The organism is Streptomyces sp. NPDC001222, from assembly GCF_042896945.1.
GTDB classification, from domain to species: Bacteria; Actinomycetota; Actinomycetes; order Streptomycetales; family Streptomycetaceae; genus Streptomyces; species Streptomyces gibsoniae.
In genome coordinates, this window is record NZ_JBIAXT010000026.1 from 39,075 (window position 1) to 57,477 (window position 18,403).

General features: G+C 70.4%; 14 protein-coding genes and 1 pseudogene. 11 read left to right on the forward strand and 4 right to left on the reverse strand.

Annotation, left to right across the window (positions count from 1 at the left end):
* Window positions 1–135: 135 nt before the first annotated feature.
* The 4 genes from ACFY2Z_RS29105 to ACFY2Z_RS29120 form a co-directional block, all read right to left on the reverse strand.
* The gene (locus ACFY2Z_RS29105) at window positions 136–1,131 is read right to left on the reverse strand and encodes a helix-turn-helix domain-containing protein (protein WP_390747052.1); all 996 of its coding nucleotides are present in this window, start codon (window positions 1,129–1,131) and stop codon (window positions 136–138) included.
* The gene (locus tag ACFY2Z_RS29110) at window positions 1,125–2,165 is read right to left on the reverse strand and encodes a helix-turn-helix domain-containing protein (protein WP_390747053.1); all 1,041 of its coding nucleotides are present in this window, start codon (window positions 2,163–2,165) and stop codon (window positions 1,125–1,127) included. Before ACFY2Z_RS29110 ends, ACFY2Z_RS29105 begins: the two co-directional genes overlap by 7 nt.
* A 74-nt stretch (window positions 2,166–2,239) precedes the next feature.
* Entirely contained in the window at window positions 2,240–3,223 is a 984-nt protein-coding gene (locus ACFY2Z_RS29115; RefSeq protein ID WP_390747139.1) for an alpha/beta hydrolase, read from the reverse strand.
* 69 nt (window positions 3,224–3,292) lie between these two features.
* A complete protein-coding gene (locus ACFY2Z_RS29120) occupies window positions 3,293–6,220 on the reverse strand; it encodes an AAA family ATPase (RefSeq protein WP_390747054.1) in 2,928 nt (975 codons plus the stop codon).
* 138 nt (window positions 6,221–6,358) lie between these two features.
* Between ACFY2Z_RS29120 and ACFY2Z_RS29125 the strand changes: the two genes are divergently transcribed.
* From ACFY2Z_RS29125 to ACFY2Z_RS29175, 11 genes and pseudogenes are all read left to right on the forward strand, one after another.
* Window positions 6,359–9,130: an ATP-binding protein gene (locus ACFY2Z_RS29125; RefSeq protein ID WP_390747055.1), complete on the forward strand. Its 2,772-nt coding sequence runs from the start codon at window positions 6,359–6,361 to the stop codon at window positions 9,128–9,130.
* Window positions 9,131–9,239: 109 nt separating this feature from the next.
* Entirely contained in the window at window positions 9,240–9,824 is a 585-nt protein-coding gene (locus tag ACFY2Z_RS29130) for a TetR/AcrR family transcriptional regulator (protein ID WP_390747140.1), read from the forward strand.
* 79 nt (window positions 9,825–9,903) lie between these two features.
* Window positions 9,904–10,215, forward strand: a pseudogene (locus ACFY2Z_RS29135) (MFS transporter); the annotation flags it as partial.
* 23 nt (window positions 10,216–10,238) lie between these two features.
* A complete protein-coding gene (locus ACFY2Z_RS29140; protein WP_390747056.1) occupies window positions 10,239–10,997 on the forward strand; it encodes an SDR family NAD(P)-dependent oxidoreductase in 759 nt (252 codons plus the stop codon).
* A 532-nt stretch (window positions 10,998–11,529) separates the two neighbouring features.
* Entirely contained in the window at window positions 11,530–11,982 is a 453-nt protein-coding gene (locus ACFY2Z_RS29145) for a MarR family winged helix-turn-helix transcriptional regulator (RefSeq protein ID WP_390747057.1), read from the forward strand.
* Between the two features lie 485 nt (window positions 11,983–12,467).
* Window positions 12,468–13,370 carry a LysR family transcriptional regulator gene (locus ACFY2Z_RS29150; protein ID WP_390747141.1) on the forward strand — a complete coding sequence of 301 codons (903 nt, stop codon included), beginning with the start codon at window positions 12,468–12,470 and terminating at the stop codon, window positions 13,368–13,370.
* Window positions 13,371–13,521: 151 nt separating this feature from the next.
* The gene (locus ACFY2Z_RS29155) at window positions 13,522–14,679 is read left to right on the forward strand and encodes a CaiB/BaiF CoA transferase family protein (RefSeq protein WP_390747058.1); all 1,158 of its coding nucleotides are present in this window, start codon (window positions 13,522–13,524) and stop codon (window positions 14,677–14,679) included.
* Window positions 14,680–14,712: 33 nt separating this feature from the next.
* Window positions 14,713–15,480, forward strand: coding sequence for a crotonase/enoyl-CoA hydratase family protein (locus ACFY2Z_RS29160; RefSeq protein WP_390747059.1), 768 nt, complete (start codon window positions 14,713–14,715; stop codon window positions 15,478–15,480).
* 1 nt (window position 15,481) lies between these two features.
* Entirely contained in the window at window positions 15,482–16,228 is a 747-nt protein-coding gene (locus tag ACFY2Z_RS29165; RefSeq protein ID WP_390747060.1) for an acetoacetate decarboxylase, read from the forward strand.
* On the forward strand, window positions 16,225–17,175 hold the full coding sequence (locus ACFY2Z_RS29170) for a 3-hydroxyacyl-CoA dehydrogenase NAD-binding domain-containing protein (RefSeq protein WP_390747061.1): 951 nt from the start codon (window positions 16,225–16,227) through the stop codon (window positions 17,173–17,175). Before ACFY2Z_RS29165 ends, ACFY2Z_RS29170 begins: the two co-directional genes overlap by 4 nt.
* A gap of 1 nt (window position 17,176) precedes the next feature.
* Window positions 17,177–18,400 carry an acyl-CoA dehydrogenase family protein gene (locus ACFY2Z_RS29175; RefSeq protein ID WP_390747062.1) on the forward strand — a complete coding sequence of 408 codons (1,224 nt, stop codon included), beginning with the start codon at window positions 17,177–17,179 and terminating at the stop codon, window positions 18,398–18,400.
* Window positions 18,401–18,403 lie beyond the last annotated feature (3 nt).

Sequence of the window (18,403 nt, forward strand, 5' to 3'; positions counted from 1 at the left end):
CGAGCACCGTTCCGTCGGTCGTGGGGTCACCGGGCATCCTGGTCTCCTTACGTCATGTCGTAGGCCTTCGCTCAGTCTTCAGGGTAGGAATCCCAGGTGTTCCGAATTGCCCGACGATGCAGGGGGTTCGGTCCCTCAGCGCACTGCCGGGACCGGGGCGGCTCCGGTGGCGGTACTGCGCCACTGCACCGGTGACATGCCGAACGTCTCGCGGAAGGCCCGGCTGAAGTGGGAGGCACTGGTGAACCCCCAGCGGGCCGCCACCGTGGCGATCGACCTGTGGGTCGCGCCGGGACGGGCGAGTTCCTCACGTGCCGCCTCGAGCCGTTGCGTCCGCACCCAGGCGTTGACGGTGGTGCCGTGCGACTGGAAGAGCTGGTGCAAGTAGCGCAGGGAGATGCTGTGCTGGTCGGCGATGTCCTTCGGGGTGAGCCCGGTTTCTCCCAACCGGGCCTGGACGGACGCCGTGATCCGGTCCCACAGCGTCGGTGCGGGCCGCCTGCTGACCTGTTCCACCGCCACGGTGGCCAGGATCTCCGTGGCGAGGCGGGCGAGTTGCTCGCGTCTCGCCGGAGCAGGGGACCTGGTGACCTCTTCGACCAGCCCGCGCAGCACCGGCAGCAGCAGGGCCGCCGCTCCCTGCCCGGCTTCGTCCACCACTGTGGCGGTGAGGGCGGACAACTGCCCTTCCTCCAGGCCCAGCCGTGCCCGGGGCACCATGAGGATCCGGGCCCGCTGCCGCTGCGGCAGCACGATCCTGAACGGCCGCCTCGCATCGTGGAACACCAGGCCGCCAGGCAGGACTTCGGTGGTACGGCCGTCCTGCAACACGATTGCGGTGCCGTCCAGTTGCTGACGCACCAGGATGTGCGCGCGGTGGTCGGCGGCCACCGACCGGGCGCTGCGAAGGATCGTTCCCGGGCCGAACTCCTCGGTGGCGATCTGGAGGACCCCCAGTCGTTCGACGGCCAGCTCGCCCGACCACGGGCGGCCGCGCTCCACGGTGACCTCGACGTCCACGAAGGCCTGCGAGAGAGCGCGCTGCCAGGCAGCGACGCGGTCGCCGGAGGCGAGGTTCCGGGTGGAGAAGGACATCCCCTGGCCGGAGGTGGTCAGCGATCCTGTCAGCACAGCGCGTCCCCCGCCGTCCGGCTGGTGCGCTCTCGGTCGAGCCATTCGGTAGGAGACAGACCGTAGGAACCGCGGAAGGCCTTGCTGAACCCGGCGGGAGTGGTGAACCCCCACCGTCGCGCGACCTGGCCCAGGCTGACGGATCCGGGTGCCTGTGCGGCGAGTTCCTTGCGGCACTCGTGCAGCCGCAGCGACCGGATCCACTGGCACAAGGTGGTGTCCTCTGCCTGGAACATCCGGTGCAGTTGACGGATGGAGATGCCGTGCGCCCGGGCGATGACCTGAGGGGTCAGACCGGGGTCCGACAGGTGCCATCGGATGAAGTTCTTGATCCGCAGCAGTAGGACATGGTCGGCGCCCGGCAGTTCGGCGGGGGCCTCGCCCAGTTGGTCCGCCGCGGTGGCCGCGATCAGGTCGACGACGCTCTCGGCCAGTCGCTCGGCCACCGGTGTCGCGTAGGCCTCGGAGGTGTCCGCCAGTTGCTCCAGCATGGGTCTGAGCAGGAGGGGAAGACCGCTGCTCGGGCGCACGGCCCGCGCCGTGAGCTGCCACAGGTCGGCCTCCGACCGTGAGAGCAGGCTTCGCGGGACCGAGAAGATCTTCAGCTGGAAGCGTTCCGGGAACGTGGTGCGGAAAGGCCGGACAGTCTCGAAGAACCCGATGTCTCCGGCCCGCAACTCGGTGGTGCGGCCGTCCTGTTCGACCTGCGCCCGCCCGGTGCTCTGGAGGGCCACGAAGACGTCCCGCCCGTCGCCGCGAGCGATGAAGCGCGGCGCCCGGTGGACGCGGCCCGGATCGCATTCCACCGTGGTGATCCGCAGGTCTCCGAGGTGGTCGATGCGCATGGCCGCGTCGTAGCTGTGGCCTTCGGTGGCGATGTCCATCCCTACGAGTGCGGCGAGTACCGCGTCGTGCCAGAAGTCCAGGCTCTCGCGCGGCGGAACCGAGCGAGTGCTCAGCACCCGGGCTCGCGGACGCGCGGAGCCGGCCGGGCACCAGCGTCTCTCCTCGAAGGAGTCGATGACGGTTGGCATGCCGTCAGCGTGGCGTGACGGTGCCGACGGGCGCATCAGTCGGCCGACTGGTCCTCAACCGTATGCGGCGCCCGTCAGGACAAACGGGCACGCAGGAAGGCGCAACCGGCCACGAGCGCTGCCCGAGTGGGCGCGCTGTCCCGCAGGGCGCGCAGCGCGACGAAGTCGTGGATCGTGCCGAGGAACCGTACGGCGGACGCCTCGACGCCGGCCGTACACAGGTCCCGTGCGTACTGCTCTCCCTCGTCACGGGCCACGTCGGCCTCGGCGGTGACGACCAGCGCCGGCGGCAGCCCCACCAGGTCCTCCGTCCGCGCACGCAGCGGTGACGCGGTGGGCTCGGTCCGCAGGGCCGGGTCGGCGACGTACCGCGCCCAGTACGTGCGCAGCGCTCGACGGGTGAGCAGGTATCCGGTGGCGAACTGCCGTTGCGAGGCGCTGTCGCAGCGGGAGTCGGTCAGCGGGTAGTAGAGCAACTGTGCGCTGATCCGCGGCCCGCTCCGGGACTTCGCCACCATGGTGACGGCGGCTGCCAGGGTGGCCCCGGCGCAGTCGCCCGCCACGGCCAGTCGGCTCATGTCCAGTCCGAGTTCGTCGACCTGGGAGAGCGCCCAGACCAGCAGGGCGTAGCACTCCTCCAGCGCGACCGGATAGCGCGCCTCGGGGGTGCGACTGTACTCGGGGACCAGGGCGCACACGCCTGCGCCGGTGACGAGTTCGCTGATGAGGCCGGAGTGGGTCTGCGCGTCGCCGAGCGCCCACCGGCCGCCGTGCAGGTACAGCAGGGTGGGGAGCGGGCCGGTCGCACCGGCCGGGCGGACGGTCCAGAATCCCAGCAGTCCGGAGGGGCCGACGGACGCCACGCGGAAGACCGCGTCCACGCCGAAGTCCTCGAAGCGGTCCACCTGGGTCTCCCGCAGCGCCTGCCGTCCCGTCTCGGGGCCGAGGTCGTCGAGGGACGGGGGCGTGGCGGACGCGGTGACGAGTCGCTGCACCACGGGGTCGAGGTCGATCCCCACGTGGGCGTCAACGGGCCGCTTGCCGGGGCCTCCCTGCATCACGCGCTCTCCTCTGGCTGGGTTGCGCCGCTCGACAGCCGGTCCGTACCGAGCCGACCGATCCCCGCCTCACCTGTCCCTGAGGAGGTCACGCAGTTGTTGGCGGCGGCTGATGCCGAGCTTGGGATAGACGTTGTACAGGTGCGAGCCCACGGTACGCGGCGAGAGGAAGAGCTGTTCACCGATCTCACGATTCGAAAGGCCGCGTGCGGCCATCTGGACGATCTGTCGTTGCTGTGCCGTCAACTGAGTCAGCGGGCTCTCAGTATCGGGAGTGGGCGCCGCCCCGCTGGCCCGCAGTTCGCGCGCGGCGGCTGCCGCGAGGGCGCCGGCGCCGAGGCGTTCGGCCGTCTCAAGCGCCGTGGTCAGCTGCTGACGCGCCTCCCGTGTGCGGCGGCAACGGCGCAACCAGACACCGTAGTTGAGGCGGACGTGTGCACGTTCCCACGGCCACCGGTCCCCCTCGTGGTTGACCAGAGCGAGGTGGAAGTGCCGCTCGGCGTCGTCCGGCTCGACCAGGGCGGAGGCATGGTGCACAAGCAGTGTCATCCTGGTGCTGGGGCGCTCTCCCTGCTCCTCCCGGACTCTCTCCAGGATCGGCACGATCTCCGTCGACCGGCCGGTCCGTTGCGCCGTGACGGCGAGCTCGGCGATGCTGCGGGGCGACAGGAAGGGGTGCAGGGGCGAGCCCTCGGCGGTGAACAGCTCGCGCAGGTGGTGCCAGGCCCCCTCCCAGTCCCCGAGCGCGATGGCCGCACATCCTCGGGCACGCAGCAGGCGTGCGTGCGTGGCCCGGTTCTCGTGCAGGCTGACGGCGCGCCAGACGGAAGGGGTGAGCCAGGGCTCCGGCGGGACGGTTCCGCGCAGCGCCAGCAGAGTGAGGGCCTGCGCTTCCAGGTCCGCCTGGAGGCGCGGCAGGCGCAGCACCGCGGCCTCGGCCCCGGCCTCCCGGGTCAGGGATTCGGCCTCGCTGAACCGCCCGGTGTTCACGAGCGTGTCCAACAGGGCCAGGACCGACCAGGCGCGGACACCGAAAGCACGGGAGGTCCGGAGCTGGGCGTCGGCCTTGCGAAGCTGCCCCAGACACATGTCCGCCTCGTCCGCGTGATACGCCAGCGAGGCGACCGCCGTCCGGCAGGCCAGCGCGTCCGGGGCGTCCAGCAGTGCACTGTGCGGGCGACCGAGACTCGGCAGGAGGTGGGCGGCGGCCTGAGGCCGGACCACCGCGGTGATCAGCGCCTCCAGTGCCTTCTGTGCGTCCGGCGTGTCCAGGCGGTCCAGTGGCCTGGTCACCGGGAGGCGGCGCTGATCGGCGCGATCGGCCTCTCGGGCACGGTCGAGCAGCGTGGCCAGAGCCGCGTTGTGCTCCGGCAGACCGGACTGGGCCGCAACGCCTGCGGCCAGGGACGTGAGCGCGAGTGCTGCGGGACGGCCGACCTCGGGGAACTGCCCTGAGACGTTCTCCAGGATGTCGAAGGCCTCCCGTTGGGCGGCCTCCTGAGACAGGACCGAGGCCAGGGCACCGGCCGCGACGCAGGCGAGCCCTGGAGCTGTGGACTCCTCGGCGAACCGACCGTACAGTTCCCGCACCCAGCCGGGGTCTCCGACCGTGTGCGCTGCCACCAGTGCCTCGGCCAGTCGGCGGGTGCGCTCCTGCGGCTGCGGGCTGAGTCGGGCTGCCTGCTCCAGGGCGCAAGCGGCACCCACGGCGTCCCCCCTCCGCCAGGCGGCGTCCTCGAGTGCGGCGGCCGCGGATTCGTCGGTTCCGACAGTGGCGGCGGCCAGATGACGGGCTCTGACGTCCGGTTGCGCGGCGGTCCGGGCGAGGTCCAGATGCGCCTGGTGCCGCTCACCTACCGGATGACGTGAGAGCGCGGCCGACCGCGCGAGCGGATGCCGGAACACGAGGCGGTCCTCGACCAGTGCGACCAGGCCTGCCGCCTCCGCCGGGGCCCACACCGCCAAGTCGTCGGTGTCCAGGGCTGCCATGACGGTGGCGATGGTCCTGTGGGGCCATGCGGCCGCCGCGTACAGCAGGGCCCGCGTTGTTTCCGGGGGAAGCGCATCGAGTCGTGCCCTGAAGACGTGCGCTGTGGATGGGCGCCGCGCCGGTCCGACGCCGGGCAGTCCCGCTCGGGCGGGCGTCGGCACGCCTCGGCTCAGTTCCACCAGGGCCAGCGGATTGCCCTCGGCCTCCGCCAGGACCTCCAGTCTGCGCCTGCCCCTGGGCGCTGCGGGCTGTCGGTCGAGCAGCGCCGCGGCCGACGGGTCGCTCAGTGGTCCCAGCTGCAGGCATTCCATGCCAGGAGGCAGGCCGGGCAGGAGCGCGTCGCTGCATGCGGCGAGCAGGCTCCTCACCGGGCGGCCGGTCAGGAGCCGGATCCCGGTGCAGAGCAGGTCGAGGAAGGCGCGGTCGCAGAGGTGAGCGTCGTCCACGCACACCAGAACCGGACGGGAGGTGGCGAGGCGGTCCAGCAACGCCACCATGGCGTCCTGCACCTGTGCGTCGTTGGGCCCGAAGTCCCCGGAGGCCGGGTCCACAACAGCGCTCAGCACCTCGCCGTGTGGGGAGGACAGGGTGGGCAGCTCGCCCAGGACCGGGGCGAGCAGCTCCTGCAGGCAGGTGCGGGCATGCCGCCCGTCCGCGGACCAGCCCTGTGCCCACAGCACCAGCGTGCCGTCACCGGTGGCCAGTTCCCGGGCGTGGCGGAGCAACGTGGTACGTCCGATCCCTTCCTCCCCGAGCAGCAGCAGTGCCTGGGGGCTCCCGGGCTTCCCCGTCACGCACTGCAGGATCCGTTCGATCTCGCGGTCTCGCCCGAGGGGAGGCGACGTCGACGTGCCGCGGGGCCGGAAGACGGCTTCCTCACCGACCGCCGACTGGGATGGGTGGACCCTCATACACGTACTCCGGACCTGCTCGGTTGCCCACGGCTGTAGGCATGTTCCCTGGCCAGGGCCATACTCGGGTCGACAGGCTTGCGACGCTTCTGTCATATGACCGGTCGTCCGCCTCCCGGCCCTGACCGGCCACGGGACCCCGAGCGGCCGGCGGTGCGGCAACCGCCGCGCGTCCGGTCGGTTGCGGCTGACAGGATGACCGGCGTCATGATCACCGGCTGGAGGAGAAGATCCGTGACGCACGCTGGTGCCTCACACCCCATCGACCCGGGCATCTTGGGCAGAGCCGCCGAGCTGTCCCGCCTGGGGGCCCTGCTCGGAGCGGTGGACGGCACCGGCCCGCAGGTGCTGGTGCTGACCGGGGAGCCGGGAGCCGGCAAGACCACCCTCGTCGACTGGGCGGACGAGCACGGCCGGGCTCGTGGCCTGCGGACGCTGCGTGCGCGCGGCAGCGAGGGCGAAACCGGACTAGGGCTCTCCGGTATGCACCAGCTCCTGCATCCACTGCTTCCGGGTGAGGGACTGCCGGCCGAACAGCGGGAGGCCCTCGACCGCGCCTTCGGGATGGCGGGGGCGCAGGGCGAGGTGCACCTCGACCAGCTGTCGCTGTGCATCAGCGTGCTCACGCTCCTCAGCGAGGCCGCGGCACGCCAACCGCTGTTCCTCCTGGTGGACGACGTTCAATGGCTCGATCTCGGCTCGGTGGATGTCCTGGCCTTCCTGGCCCGGCGCCTGGAGGGCAAGCCTGTGGTGATGCTGCTCGCCGCCCGTGAGGAGGCCGTGCCGGCCCGCTTCGACCGGGACTTCCCGCAGGTGACCGTCGGCCCGCTGAGCCGGGCGGCGGCGGGACTGCTCCTGGATGCCCAGCCGAACCCGCCCCGCGGCAGGGCCCGCACCCAGATCCTCCAGCAGGCTGCCGGCAACCCGCTGGCCCTGATCGAGTTGCCCCGGGCCCTCGCCCGGGGCTGGACGGGCGCCGGTCAGCACGGCGGCCCCGCCCTTCCGCTCACCGCGCGCCTGGAGAACTTGTACGCCGCAGACCTTCCCGGCCTGCCCGGGCCGACACGTGACGCACTGCTCTTGGTCGCCGCCGCGGGAACGGCACAACTGGCCGATCTTCTGCGCGCCGCTCCGTCGTCGGACGTGGTCCAGGCGCTGGCCCCCGCGGAGCGCGTCGGGCTGGTACGGGTCTGCGACGGCCAGGTGCTGTTTCGGCATCCGCTGGTCCGCTCGGCCGTCTACCAAGCGGCTTCCTTCTCCGAGCGCCGGCATGCCCACCTCGCACTCGCTTCGGCCCTCGCCGGGGACCCGGACCGCCGCGCCTGGCATCTGGCCGCCGCGGCGACGGGTCGGGACGCGGAGGTCGCCGACGCCTTGGCGGACAGTGCCGAGCGCGCCCGTGCCCGGGGCGGCTACGCGACGGCCGCAGCAGCGCTGGAACGCGCCGCGGAACTGACCCCGGCACCGGACCTGCGCGCCCGGCGCCTGCTGAGGGCTGCACAGGCGGCCATGTTCGCCGGCCACCCGCAGTGGGTCGAAGAGATCAGCGGGCGCTTCGACAACCTCACCGAGGACCCAGGGCTGCGTGCCGAAGCCTCCCTCCTGGGCGGGTGGGCCCTCGGCGTCACGCTCCGCCATGAGGAGGCGCTGACGCTGCTGCTCGGCGTCGCCGAAGCCACGAGCGCCTCGGCTCCGGACCTGGCGCTGGGCGCCCTGAGCACCGCGGCGACGTCCGTCTACAACTCTGGGGCGCCGTACTACCGGGCGGAACTGCGACGGATCAGTGATCTGATCGGCGAACCCGGCGATCCCCCCGCCCTCGCCTGGGCCCGGGCCGTCATCGACCCGCATCACCAACGGGCCAGGATGATGGGGCTCTTGAAGGACGGGCTGGCCGCCATGTCGCAGGAGTCGCTCGGGAACCTCACGGCACTCGGCGGCGCCACCTGGATCCTGGACGAGACCGAGCAGGCGATTCGCATTCTCGGGCGGACCATGGATGTCCTACGACGCGCCGGTAGCGCGGCCACGAACGCGACCGTCACGCAGGCGCTCGCCCTCGCCCTGTTCGAGAGCGGTTCGTGGACGGCGGCCCGGTCCGCGGCTGACCAGGCGTTCTGGATGGCGACGGAGGCGGGAGCGGACAACGTGACCGTGGGCGCCTGCGTCCTCCAGGCCACGCTGCGCGCGCTCCAGGGCGAGCATGCTGCCGCGCGGACGCAGGCGATGGAGGCTGTGCGCGGCGTCGACCTGCGCAGATCCCTGAGCCTTCAGGTCCGGCATCGGCACGCCATGGGAATGGCCGCGTTCGCCGCCGGAGACCACGCCGAGGCCTACGAGCAGCTGCGCGCGACCTTCACCCGGGACTTCCGCCCCGCTCCCGTCCACTACCACGCCTCCGTCTACTACCTGGGCGACCTGGCCGCCGCGGCGGTTCGCGCCGGGCGGACGGATGACGCGCGCACGGTGGTCGACGCCGTCGAACACAGCCTGGGATCCGACAGGTCCCCCCGGCTGGCCGCCGTCCTCCACCGGTCCGCTGCCCTGCTCAGTGACGCCGGGGACGCCGAGGCCCGCTTCCGCGCCGCCCTCGCCGACTCCGCCGTCGACTGCTGGCCCTTCGAGAAGGCACTCACGCAGCTCGACTTCGGTGAATGGCTGCGCCGCCGGCGCCGCAGCGCCGAGGCACGCCCGCACCTCAGCGCGGCACTGGAGTGCTTCGAACGTCTCGATGCCCGACCCTGGACGGAGCGCACAGCGGCGGAACTGCGGGCGGCGGGAGCCCCGACGGCAGCGACGGCCGCGAGTCCGGCGAGCGAACTCACAGCGCAGGAACGGCAGATCGCCGAACTGGCAGCTCAGGGCCTCACCAACCGCGACATCGCGGCCCGGCTCTATCTTTCGCCCCGGACCGTCGGCTACCACCTGCACAAGATCTTCCCCAAGCTCGGCATCCACACCAGGGCCCAGATCCGCGACGCCCTCTCGGAGGATCCGCCGCAGTGACCAGGGACGACACCGCCCGCACCCCGTCTCTCGTGCGACGGCGTATCGGGTCCCGCCGTGATGCACAGTTATTTGACCGATCGTTCTTGATACGCCTATGGTCTTCGACGTGGCCAGGACCAAGGAATTCGATCCGGACGCCGCGCTGCAGTCGGCCCTTGAGCTGTTCTGGCGGCGCGGCTACGAAGCGACGTCGCTGGCGGATCTGGTCGAGCATCTCGGCATTGGCCGCGCCAGCATCTACGCGACCTTTGGCAGCAAGCACGAGCTGTATCTGAAGGCCATGGACCGATACACCGAGACGCGCGACCCAGCCCTCCTCGCCGAGTTGTCCCAGCCGGGCCCCGCACTGCCTGCGGTGCGGGCGGTAGTGCGCCGCTTCGCCGCAGAGGCCGCTTCCCCCGAGGGTCGGCTGAACGGCTGTTTCGTCACGAATGCCGCGGCTGAGCGGGCGCCGCACGACCCTGCGGCGACCCGCCGGGTCGAGATCAGCTGGGAGCACGTCGAGACTCTGCTGCGCTCCGCGCTCGTACGGGCCCAAGCTCAGGGCGAGCTGCCCGAGGGTCGCGATCCGCGTGCACTGGCCCGCATGCTGCTCGTATTGCTACAGGGGGTACGGATCGTCGGCAAGGCGTCGAACGATCCCGCCCGAGTGCGGGACGCAGCTGAACAGGCCCTGGCCCTGCTGGACTGACTGACGCCCACCGAATCCACCGGGCTTCCTTTCGCGTGCCCGAATAATGAACCGATCGGTCAAATATTAGGGGGAAGGCATGACCGCCACGGGCGCTGCCCGCGTCGCCGCCATGCAGCAGCGATGTGCCTTCGTCCTCCTCGGTGGCGTCCAGGCCACTCTGAACTTCACGCTCGCTGCGCTCGCCATACCGCTGCCCCTCATCGGGCGCGAATTCGGGCTGGGGCGCACAGATTTGATCCTGCTCGGCGCTGCCTACGGACTGACCTTTGCCGGGCTGTTGCTCTTTGGCGGACGCCTCTCGGACCGTTATGGGGGTCGGCGCGCCCTCACCGCGGGCCCGGTCCTCTTCGCTGCCGCCTCGGCCGCGGTCCCGCTTGCCCCCGGAATCCATCACTCAAGGGAGCCACCGAAATGAACCGCTTCACTGGCAAGACCGTCCTCGTCACCGGCGCAGGCTCCGGCCTCGGCCGCGCAATCGCGCTCGCCTTCGCCACCGAGGGCGCATCTGTGGTCGCCGCGGGACGCACCGCGGCCTCCCTGGACGAGACGGTCGGTCTCATCGAGGCCACCGGCGGCACGGCCACCGCCGTCACCGCAGATGTCACGGACTCCAGCCAGCTTCAGAACCTCATACGCGAGAGCGTCACCCGCTTCGGTGGACTGGACATCGCGGTCAACAACGCCGGAATACTGCGCGGCACCGTACCCATCGGTGAGGTGAGCGAGGAGGACTGGGACGCGGTGCTGCGAACCAATGTCACCGGCGTCTGGCTGGCCATGAAGCACGAGATCGCGCACATGAAGGGAAACGGTGGCGGCGCCATCGTCAACATCTCCTCCAACCTGGGCGCACACCTGCGCATCCCGAACCTTGCCGCGTACATCACCTCAAAGGCAGCGGTCTCCGCACTGACCCGCGCCGCCGCTCTCGACCACATCCACCAGGGCATTCGTATCAACGCCGTCAGCCCCGGCGCCTCCGCCGCTCCCATGTCGCTGCGGCCCGGCGAGACCGAGGCCGACCGTGCCGAGCGGGTGAAGACAGAAATCCCGCTCGGCCGGGTCGCGGAAGCCGAAGAAGTGGCGGCCGCGGTGCTCTACCTCGCCTCGCCCGCAGCGGGCGCGGTGGTCGGCGCCGACCTGGTCATCGACAGTGGATCCTCGGCCTGACGGTTCGTAGGCTTCGGCGCCACCCTTCCCCAGCAAGAAACCCAGCGACGACGGGCCGCAACGCGGGCCGCATCCCGACCAGAGCAGCCGCCCTGTGGTAGCCAGCGCCAACAGCGGTATCGACTCTGAGGAGCACGCGAACTGGCCCGTCGGGGCCCTCGGATACCCCTCGGCTGCTGCAGCGAGGCCCGTGGCAAGGCGGCCGAGGCGCGATAGTGTGACGCGCAGCCCGGCTCGCCCTGCCGCTCGCGCGGCGGCGCGGTCGCCTCCGTCTACCACACCCGCCGCTTCACCATGGTCCCCCGGCTGAAGAAAGCGCTGCGGGTGCCCAGCCCAGCCGACCGCGGTCCGGGCCGGTCGTGGCGGCCGGGCACCCCACTTTGGGGCCGCTCGCACCTGTTTACGTGCGTCGCAAGGGTCGACGTACCCCGGTCGGTCTGGTGCGCCCACCATCGCCACCAGCTTCTGAGCTGGCACTTCACGATGAGAGCATGTGCTCTTATCATGGGTGGAGTGTGCTTTGGAGGAGACGATGGTCACTACGCCGATGAACCCCGATGATCCGTGCAACAACCTGGCTCTGCGCAAGGCGGCCCGGTACCTCGGCGCGACGTACGACAAGGCCCTGGCCTCGGTCGGTCTTCGTGCGACGCAGTTCAGCATCCTGCAGAAGCTCAGCGCTCACGGGGAAATGACGATCACCAGTCTCGCTGACATGATCGCCATGGACCGTACGACGATGGCCTCCAACCTCAAGCCGCTGGCACGCGAGGGCCTGGTGACCGTCGAGACATCGGCAGCCGACCGCCGGGCCCGGATCGTCACGATCACGCCGGAGGGGGTCTCCCGGATGAAGGCGGCGCTGCCGCTGTGGCGAGAGGCGCAGACCCGGTTCGAGGAGCGCTTCGGAGCCGACGAGGCGGCCCGGTTGCGCGCGACCCTCGAAGCCGTCCTCCAGACCGGCTTCACACCCTGGGCCGAGTGAGGCACGCCGCCGAAGGGCACCTCCATCGTCGGGTGGTCGCCCGATTCCTGTGCACCGCATCGGACGGTCTCCCCGGCTCGCCGCACCAGGCGCCTGTCTGACCAGCGCTCTGTTCAGAGCGCCAGGGATGAAGGGACCGGCGGGCCGCTGTCGGAGTCCTGGACGTGGACCGGGTGCGATCGCGGCGCCGGTCTCGGCGAGCCCGGCGAGGGCCACGACCGGCCCCTCCCAGCCGATACAGCACGCGGCGCCGGTACGGCGGGCCCGGACGCACGGGAGCACCGCGCGAACGTTGCCCGTGAAGAGCCGGCCGAGTCGCTCGATCACCCCAGGCGACTCCAACGGAACGGTGTCGCCGACCCCTGCGCTGAGACCGGCGCGTCCAGCCGCTCGAACCGGTGGAAAGCCGGCCCTGCGGCCGCTGATCACCCTCGTGCCCGCCCCAGCCCCGCCGGCAAAGCGGGACTACCGTTGAAGACGTGGAAATGCTCCATTTGCGCTATTTTGTCGCGGTCGCTGAGGAGCTGAATTTCTCGGCTGCAGCCCGGCGGCTCCACATGGCGACGTCACCTTTGAGTCAGCGCATCAGGGATCTGGAGCGCGAACTCGGACAGCAGCTCTTCGACCGCGACACGCGCAGTGTCACGCTCACCCCGGCCGGCTCGGCGCTCCTTCCGATCGCGCGCGACGTGCTCGACCAGTTCAGCTCCATCCCGTGGCGACTGCGTGAGGCGACACGAGAGCAGCGCGACACCGTGCTCATCGGCATACCTCCGGGCCTGCACCCCGAACTCCGGTCGCGGGTCGGCACACTCACCGAGCGCGTCCGGGAGCAGTTCGAGCTCCAGCGCTGGCCCGGCAGCACCCAGGCTCTGGTGGCCGGCGTCCGCGAAGGCAGACTCGGGCTCGCGCTGGCCCGGCTGCCGTTCAGCGACCCGGCCCTGGAGCAGGCGAGCGTGATGTCGGAGCGCATGGGGGCGGCGGTGCCGGCCGACATGTTCGCCGGGCGGGACTCCGTCGCCCTCGCCGATCTGGCGGACCTCGCGTACGTCGCCCCGCCCAAAGAGGTGAGGGTCGCGTATTTCGACGTCCTCGAACGCGCATTGGCAGAGGGCGGCGTCCGGCATCGCCTGTGTCTCACCGACACCGGTTACAACGGGGTGTCCGAAGTGATTTCCAACGGAATGGCCTTCTGCATTTCCATTCTCGCCCCGGAAAATCCGATACACGGATACCAGCTGGAGAACGTGACGGTACTGCCGTTCACGGACTTCCATCCCCGGCTGGAAACCGCCCTTGTGTGGCGCCGCGACCGCGCCGACAGCGATCTCAAGGACCTTGTCGCCGCCGCGCGCGAGGTTTTCGACGGGACCGTGATCATAGATTGAGCCCCCGGAAATCGCCACCGGAAACGTTTCGATCAGCGGTGTGACCACTGCGGTCACACCGCTGTTTCCTTTTTGATAATTCCGCCTCCCCCGCTCCTCATTTAGCGTTGTGTGTCAGAAGCAATAAAACGCGACGCTTAAGGAAGAGAGAATGACGGAATCCTTCGCCGCCGGGCCGCTCGAAGCGATGCGGGTGATCGACCTGTCGACCGTGGTCATGGGGCCGTACGCGGCCCAGATCCTCGGCGACCTCGGTGCCGACGTGATCAAGATCGAGTCACCCTCCGACACCGTACGGGTGGGCCGGTATCGCGGCACGCCGGGCATGACCGCGCTGAACCTGAACGTCAACCGCAACAAGCGCAGTGTCACCCTCGACCTCAAGGACCCACGGCAACACGAGCAGGCCCTGAAGCTGATCGACACGGCGGACGTGCTGATCACCAACATGCGACCGGCCGCGCTGCATCGGCTGCGCCTGACCTACGCGGACGTCGCCGCACGGAACCCGGGCCTGGTCTACGCGCACGGTCAAGGCTTCCGCAGCGACTCCGACCGCGCCGGAAACGCCGCCTACGACGAGACCGTGCAGGCCGCCTCCGGGCTGGTCGACATCGCCCACCGTGCGCTGGGCACGCCGATGTACCTGCCGACGATCATCGCGGACAAGGTCTCCGCGCTGACCATCGTCTACAGCGTGCTCGCCGCCCTGCTGCACCGCTGCTGCACCGGGCAGGGCCAGCACATCGAGATCCCGATGACCGACACGCTGCTCGCGTTCAACCTGGTCGAGCATCTGGCCGGGCACGAGTTCGAGCCGGCGGTGGGGCCCACGGGCCATCCGAGGTCGATGTCGAAGGAGCACCGGGCACGGCGCACCAAGGACGGACTGGCCTGCATCGTCCCCTACACCCCGCAGAACTTCCGCGACTTCTTCGTCGCCGCCGGGCGACCGGACCTCGCCGAGGACCCCCGAGTCAACGGGCAGGCCGTCGCCATGGCCGACCTTGACGCCCTGGCCGGGCTGGTCGACGCGTGTGCGCTGGCGCTGACCACGGCGGAGTGGGCGGAGGTGTGCGCCAAGCACAGCATCCCGATGGCTCCCGTGCTGGAGCTGGAGCACGCCCACGAGGACCCCTACGTCCGCGACGGGCACCTGCTGGAGACGGTCGTCCACCCGACCGAGGGACCGGTCCGCACGATCGGGATCCCGGTGCGGTTCTCCGCCACGCCCGGTTCGATCCGCCGTCTGGCCCCGATACCGGGCCAGGACACCGCCGACGTCCTCGCCGAGCTGTCCGACCACTGACCCCCTCCCCCGCACCACGGAGAGAAGCAACCCATGAGCACCACCGACGTGCGCACCCACCCGGCGGGCACCACCCTGCTGATCACGATCGATCGTCCACAAGCACGCAACTCCGTCAACGCCGAGGTCGCCACACTGCTGGCCAAGGCACTGGACGAACTGGAGACGGACCCCGGGCTCCGGGCCGGAGTGCTGACCGGCGCCGACGGCACCTTCAGCGCCGGCATGGACCTCAAGGCCGCCCTGCGCGGCGAGTCCCCGAACATCCCCGGCCGCGGATTCGGCGGCGTGACCGAGGCCGAGCGGACGAAGCCGCTGATCGCCGCCGTCGAGGGCTGGGCCATGGGGGGCGGTTTCGAGCTGGCCCTGGCCTGCGACCTGATCGTGGCCGCGGAGGACGCGCACTTCGGTCTGCCCGAGGTCAAGAGGGGGCTGATCGCCGCCGGCGGCGGAGTGATCCGGCTGCCCCGCCGTATCCCCTACCACCTCGCGATGGAGTTCCTGCTGACCGGCGAGCCGGTGAGCGGCCGCCGGGCCGGCGAACTGGGCCTGGCCAACCGGGTCGTACCCGCCGGTGACGCCGTGAACGAGTCCCTCCTGCTCGCCGAGCAGCTCGCTGCGAACGCTCCGCTCGCGCTGGCCGCCGTGAAGACGGTCGTACGAGCCGCGGACGGCGCGCCCGAGGCCGACGCCTTCGCCGCGCAGCGTGCGGTGATGGGCCAGCTGATGGCCTCGACCGACGTCCGGGAGGGCATGACCGCCTTCACGGAGCGTCGGACCCCGCAGTGGACGGGGCGGTGACATGCGGATCGAAGACGTCCGGCGGCATCTGACCACCCCGCTGACCAGCCCGGCGTACGCGCCGACGGTCCCCCGCTTCACCGACCGCGAGTACCTCAACATCGTCTACCGCACCGACCCAGACGCGCTGCGTGCCGTCGTTCCCGAACCCCTTCAGATCGGCGAACCGCTGGTCCGCTTCGAGGTCATGAAGATGGGCGACGTCAGCGGGTTCGGCCCCTATACCGAGGCCGGACAGGCGATCCAGGTTCTCTTCGAGGGCGAGCGGGGCGAGTACCTCCACGCGATGTACCTCGACAACTTCCCGGCCACCGCCTCGGGGCGGGAGGTCAGCGCCTATCCGAAGGTCATGGGGTCGCCCAGGCTGTACGTCGACCACGGGACGCTCGTCGGCACCCTCGACCACGGAACCCTCCGCGTCGCCACCGCGACCATGGGCTACAAGCACCGGGCCCTCGACAAGGACACGGCCAGGGACCAGATCACCGTGCCGACGTTCATGCTCAAGTCCGTCCCGGGCTACCACCGTCACATGCGCGTCCAGGAGCTGGTGCGCACCGAGATCACCGACGTGGTGGTCAAGGAGGCCTACACCGGCCCCGCACGGCTCCAGCTCTTCGCCCATGTCCTCGCCCCGCTGGCGGACCTGCCCGTACGGGAGGTCGTCTCCGCCAGCCACATCCTCACCGATCTGACCCTCGCTCCCGTCGAGCCGGTCTTCGACTACCTGAAGGGAGACGCGCAGTGACGCACCCGTTCCGTACCGCCGCCGTGATCGGCGCGGGCACCATCGGACTGTCCTGGACGGCACTGTTCGCCGCACACGGCCTCACCGTCCATGTCAGCGATCCCCGCCCCGACCTGCCGGAGGCGGTCGCCGAGGCGCTTGCCGCGTTCGGCCCGCACCTGGCCGCACAGGGCCTGGACACCGACGGCCTCGCCGACCACGTCCATCTCGCGGCAGACATCACCGAAGCGGTCCGGGACGCGGACGTCGTCCAGGAGAACGGGCCCGAGCGCGTCGAGTTCAAGAAGGAGCTGTTCGCGCGGTTGGTCCGAGAGGCCCCCGGACACGCACTGCTGCTGAGCTCGTCGTCGGCGATCCCGGCGACCGCCTTCACCACAGAACTCGAAGACGCGGGCCGCATCCTCATCGGGCACCCCTTCAACCCGCCCCATCTGCTGCCGCTCGTCGAGGTCGTGCCCGGCGAACGCACCACCGAGCAAGCCGTGCAGGTGGCCGTCGACTTCTACACCGCCGTCGGCCGCACGCCCGTCGTCGAACGCCAGGAGATCCCCGGGTTCGTGGGCAACCGGCTCCAGAACGCGCTCAGCCGCCAGGCCGTCCACCTCGTCCAGCAGGGCGTGGTGACCCCCGAGGACCTGGACACCGTCGTGACCCACTCGCTCGGCATCCGCTGGGCGACGGTCGGTCCGTTCCTGGGCGCGCATTTGGGCGGTGGCCCCGGCGGCTACCGCCACATCACCGAGCACATCGGCTCTTCCCTGCAGCAGATGTCCCTCGGTGAGCCCTCACAGGACCCCGAGGACCGGGAGCGAGTCATCCAGGCGGTGGAGAAGGCATACGCCGCCACGTCGTACGCCGACCTCGCAGAGGCCCGCGACCGCCGACAACTCGCCGTCCTGTCCGCCCTCGAAGAAATCCGCCGCAACCAGCACCAGAAGGAGAACTGAGATGACCGTCACGACCCCCATTCCCACCCCCACCGCGCCGCTGGACGACCTGCTGGCCGCCGACTTCTACCGCTACCAGACGCTGCTCTCGGACGACGAGCGCAAGATCCTGCTCAAGGCCCGCACCTTCCTGCGCGAGGAGGTCAAACCGCTGGTCAACGAGTACTGGGGCAAGGCCGAGTTCCCCGTCGAACTGATCGACAAGTTCCGCGGCAGCGGGCTGGCCGCCCTCGCCTACGAGGGCTACGGCGAGCACCGGGCGGCCGCCAGTCATCTGCTCGGCGGCATGCTCGCCACGGAGCTGGGCCGCGTCGACGCCTCGGTAGCCACGTTCTTCGGCGTCCACAACGGGCTCGGTTTCTACTCCATCTACTACGGCGGCGACCAGGAGCAGCGCGACAGGTTCCTGCCCGCCATGGCCACCATGGAGAAGATCGGCGCGTTCGCCCTGACCGAACCGCTCGGCGGCTCCGACGTATCGGGCGGCATGCGCACCACCGCCAAGCGCGAGGGCGACACCTGGGTCATCAACGGTGCCAAGAAGTGGATCGGCAACGCCACCTTCGCCGACTACGTCGTGGTCTTCGCGCGGGACGTCGACGACAACAAGGTCAAGGGCTTCGTCGTCGAGAACGGCACCCCCGGCTTCAAGCCGGTGAAGATCGAGGGCAAGATCGCGCTGCGGATCGTGCAGAACGCCGAGATCACCCTGACCGATGTCCGCGTGCCGGAGGCGAACCGGCTGCAGAACATCAAGGGATTCCGGGACGTCGCCGAGGTCCTGCGCCAGACCCGCAGCGGGGTCGCCTGGCAGGCCCTGGGTGTCATGATCGGCGCCTACGAACTCGCGTTGGACTACGCCAAGCAGCGCATAGCCTTCGGCCGTCCCATCGCCAAGTTCCAGATGGTGCAGGACCTGCTGGTCAAGAGCCTCGGCAACATCACCGCCTCCTGGGGCATGCTGATACAACTCGCCCGGCTGCAGGACCAGGGCATCTTCCGGGACGAGCACTCCGCGCTGGCCAAGGAGTTCGTCGCGGCACGGATGCGGGAGGTCGTCGCCTGGAGCCGCGAGATCTTCGGCGGCAACGGCATCCTCCTCGAGTACGACGTCGCCCGGTTCTTCTCCGACGCCGAGGCTCTGTACTCCTACGAGGGCACGCACCAGATGCAGACCCTCATCGTCGGCAAGTCCATCACCGGCCACAGCGCCTTCGTGGGGTGATGA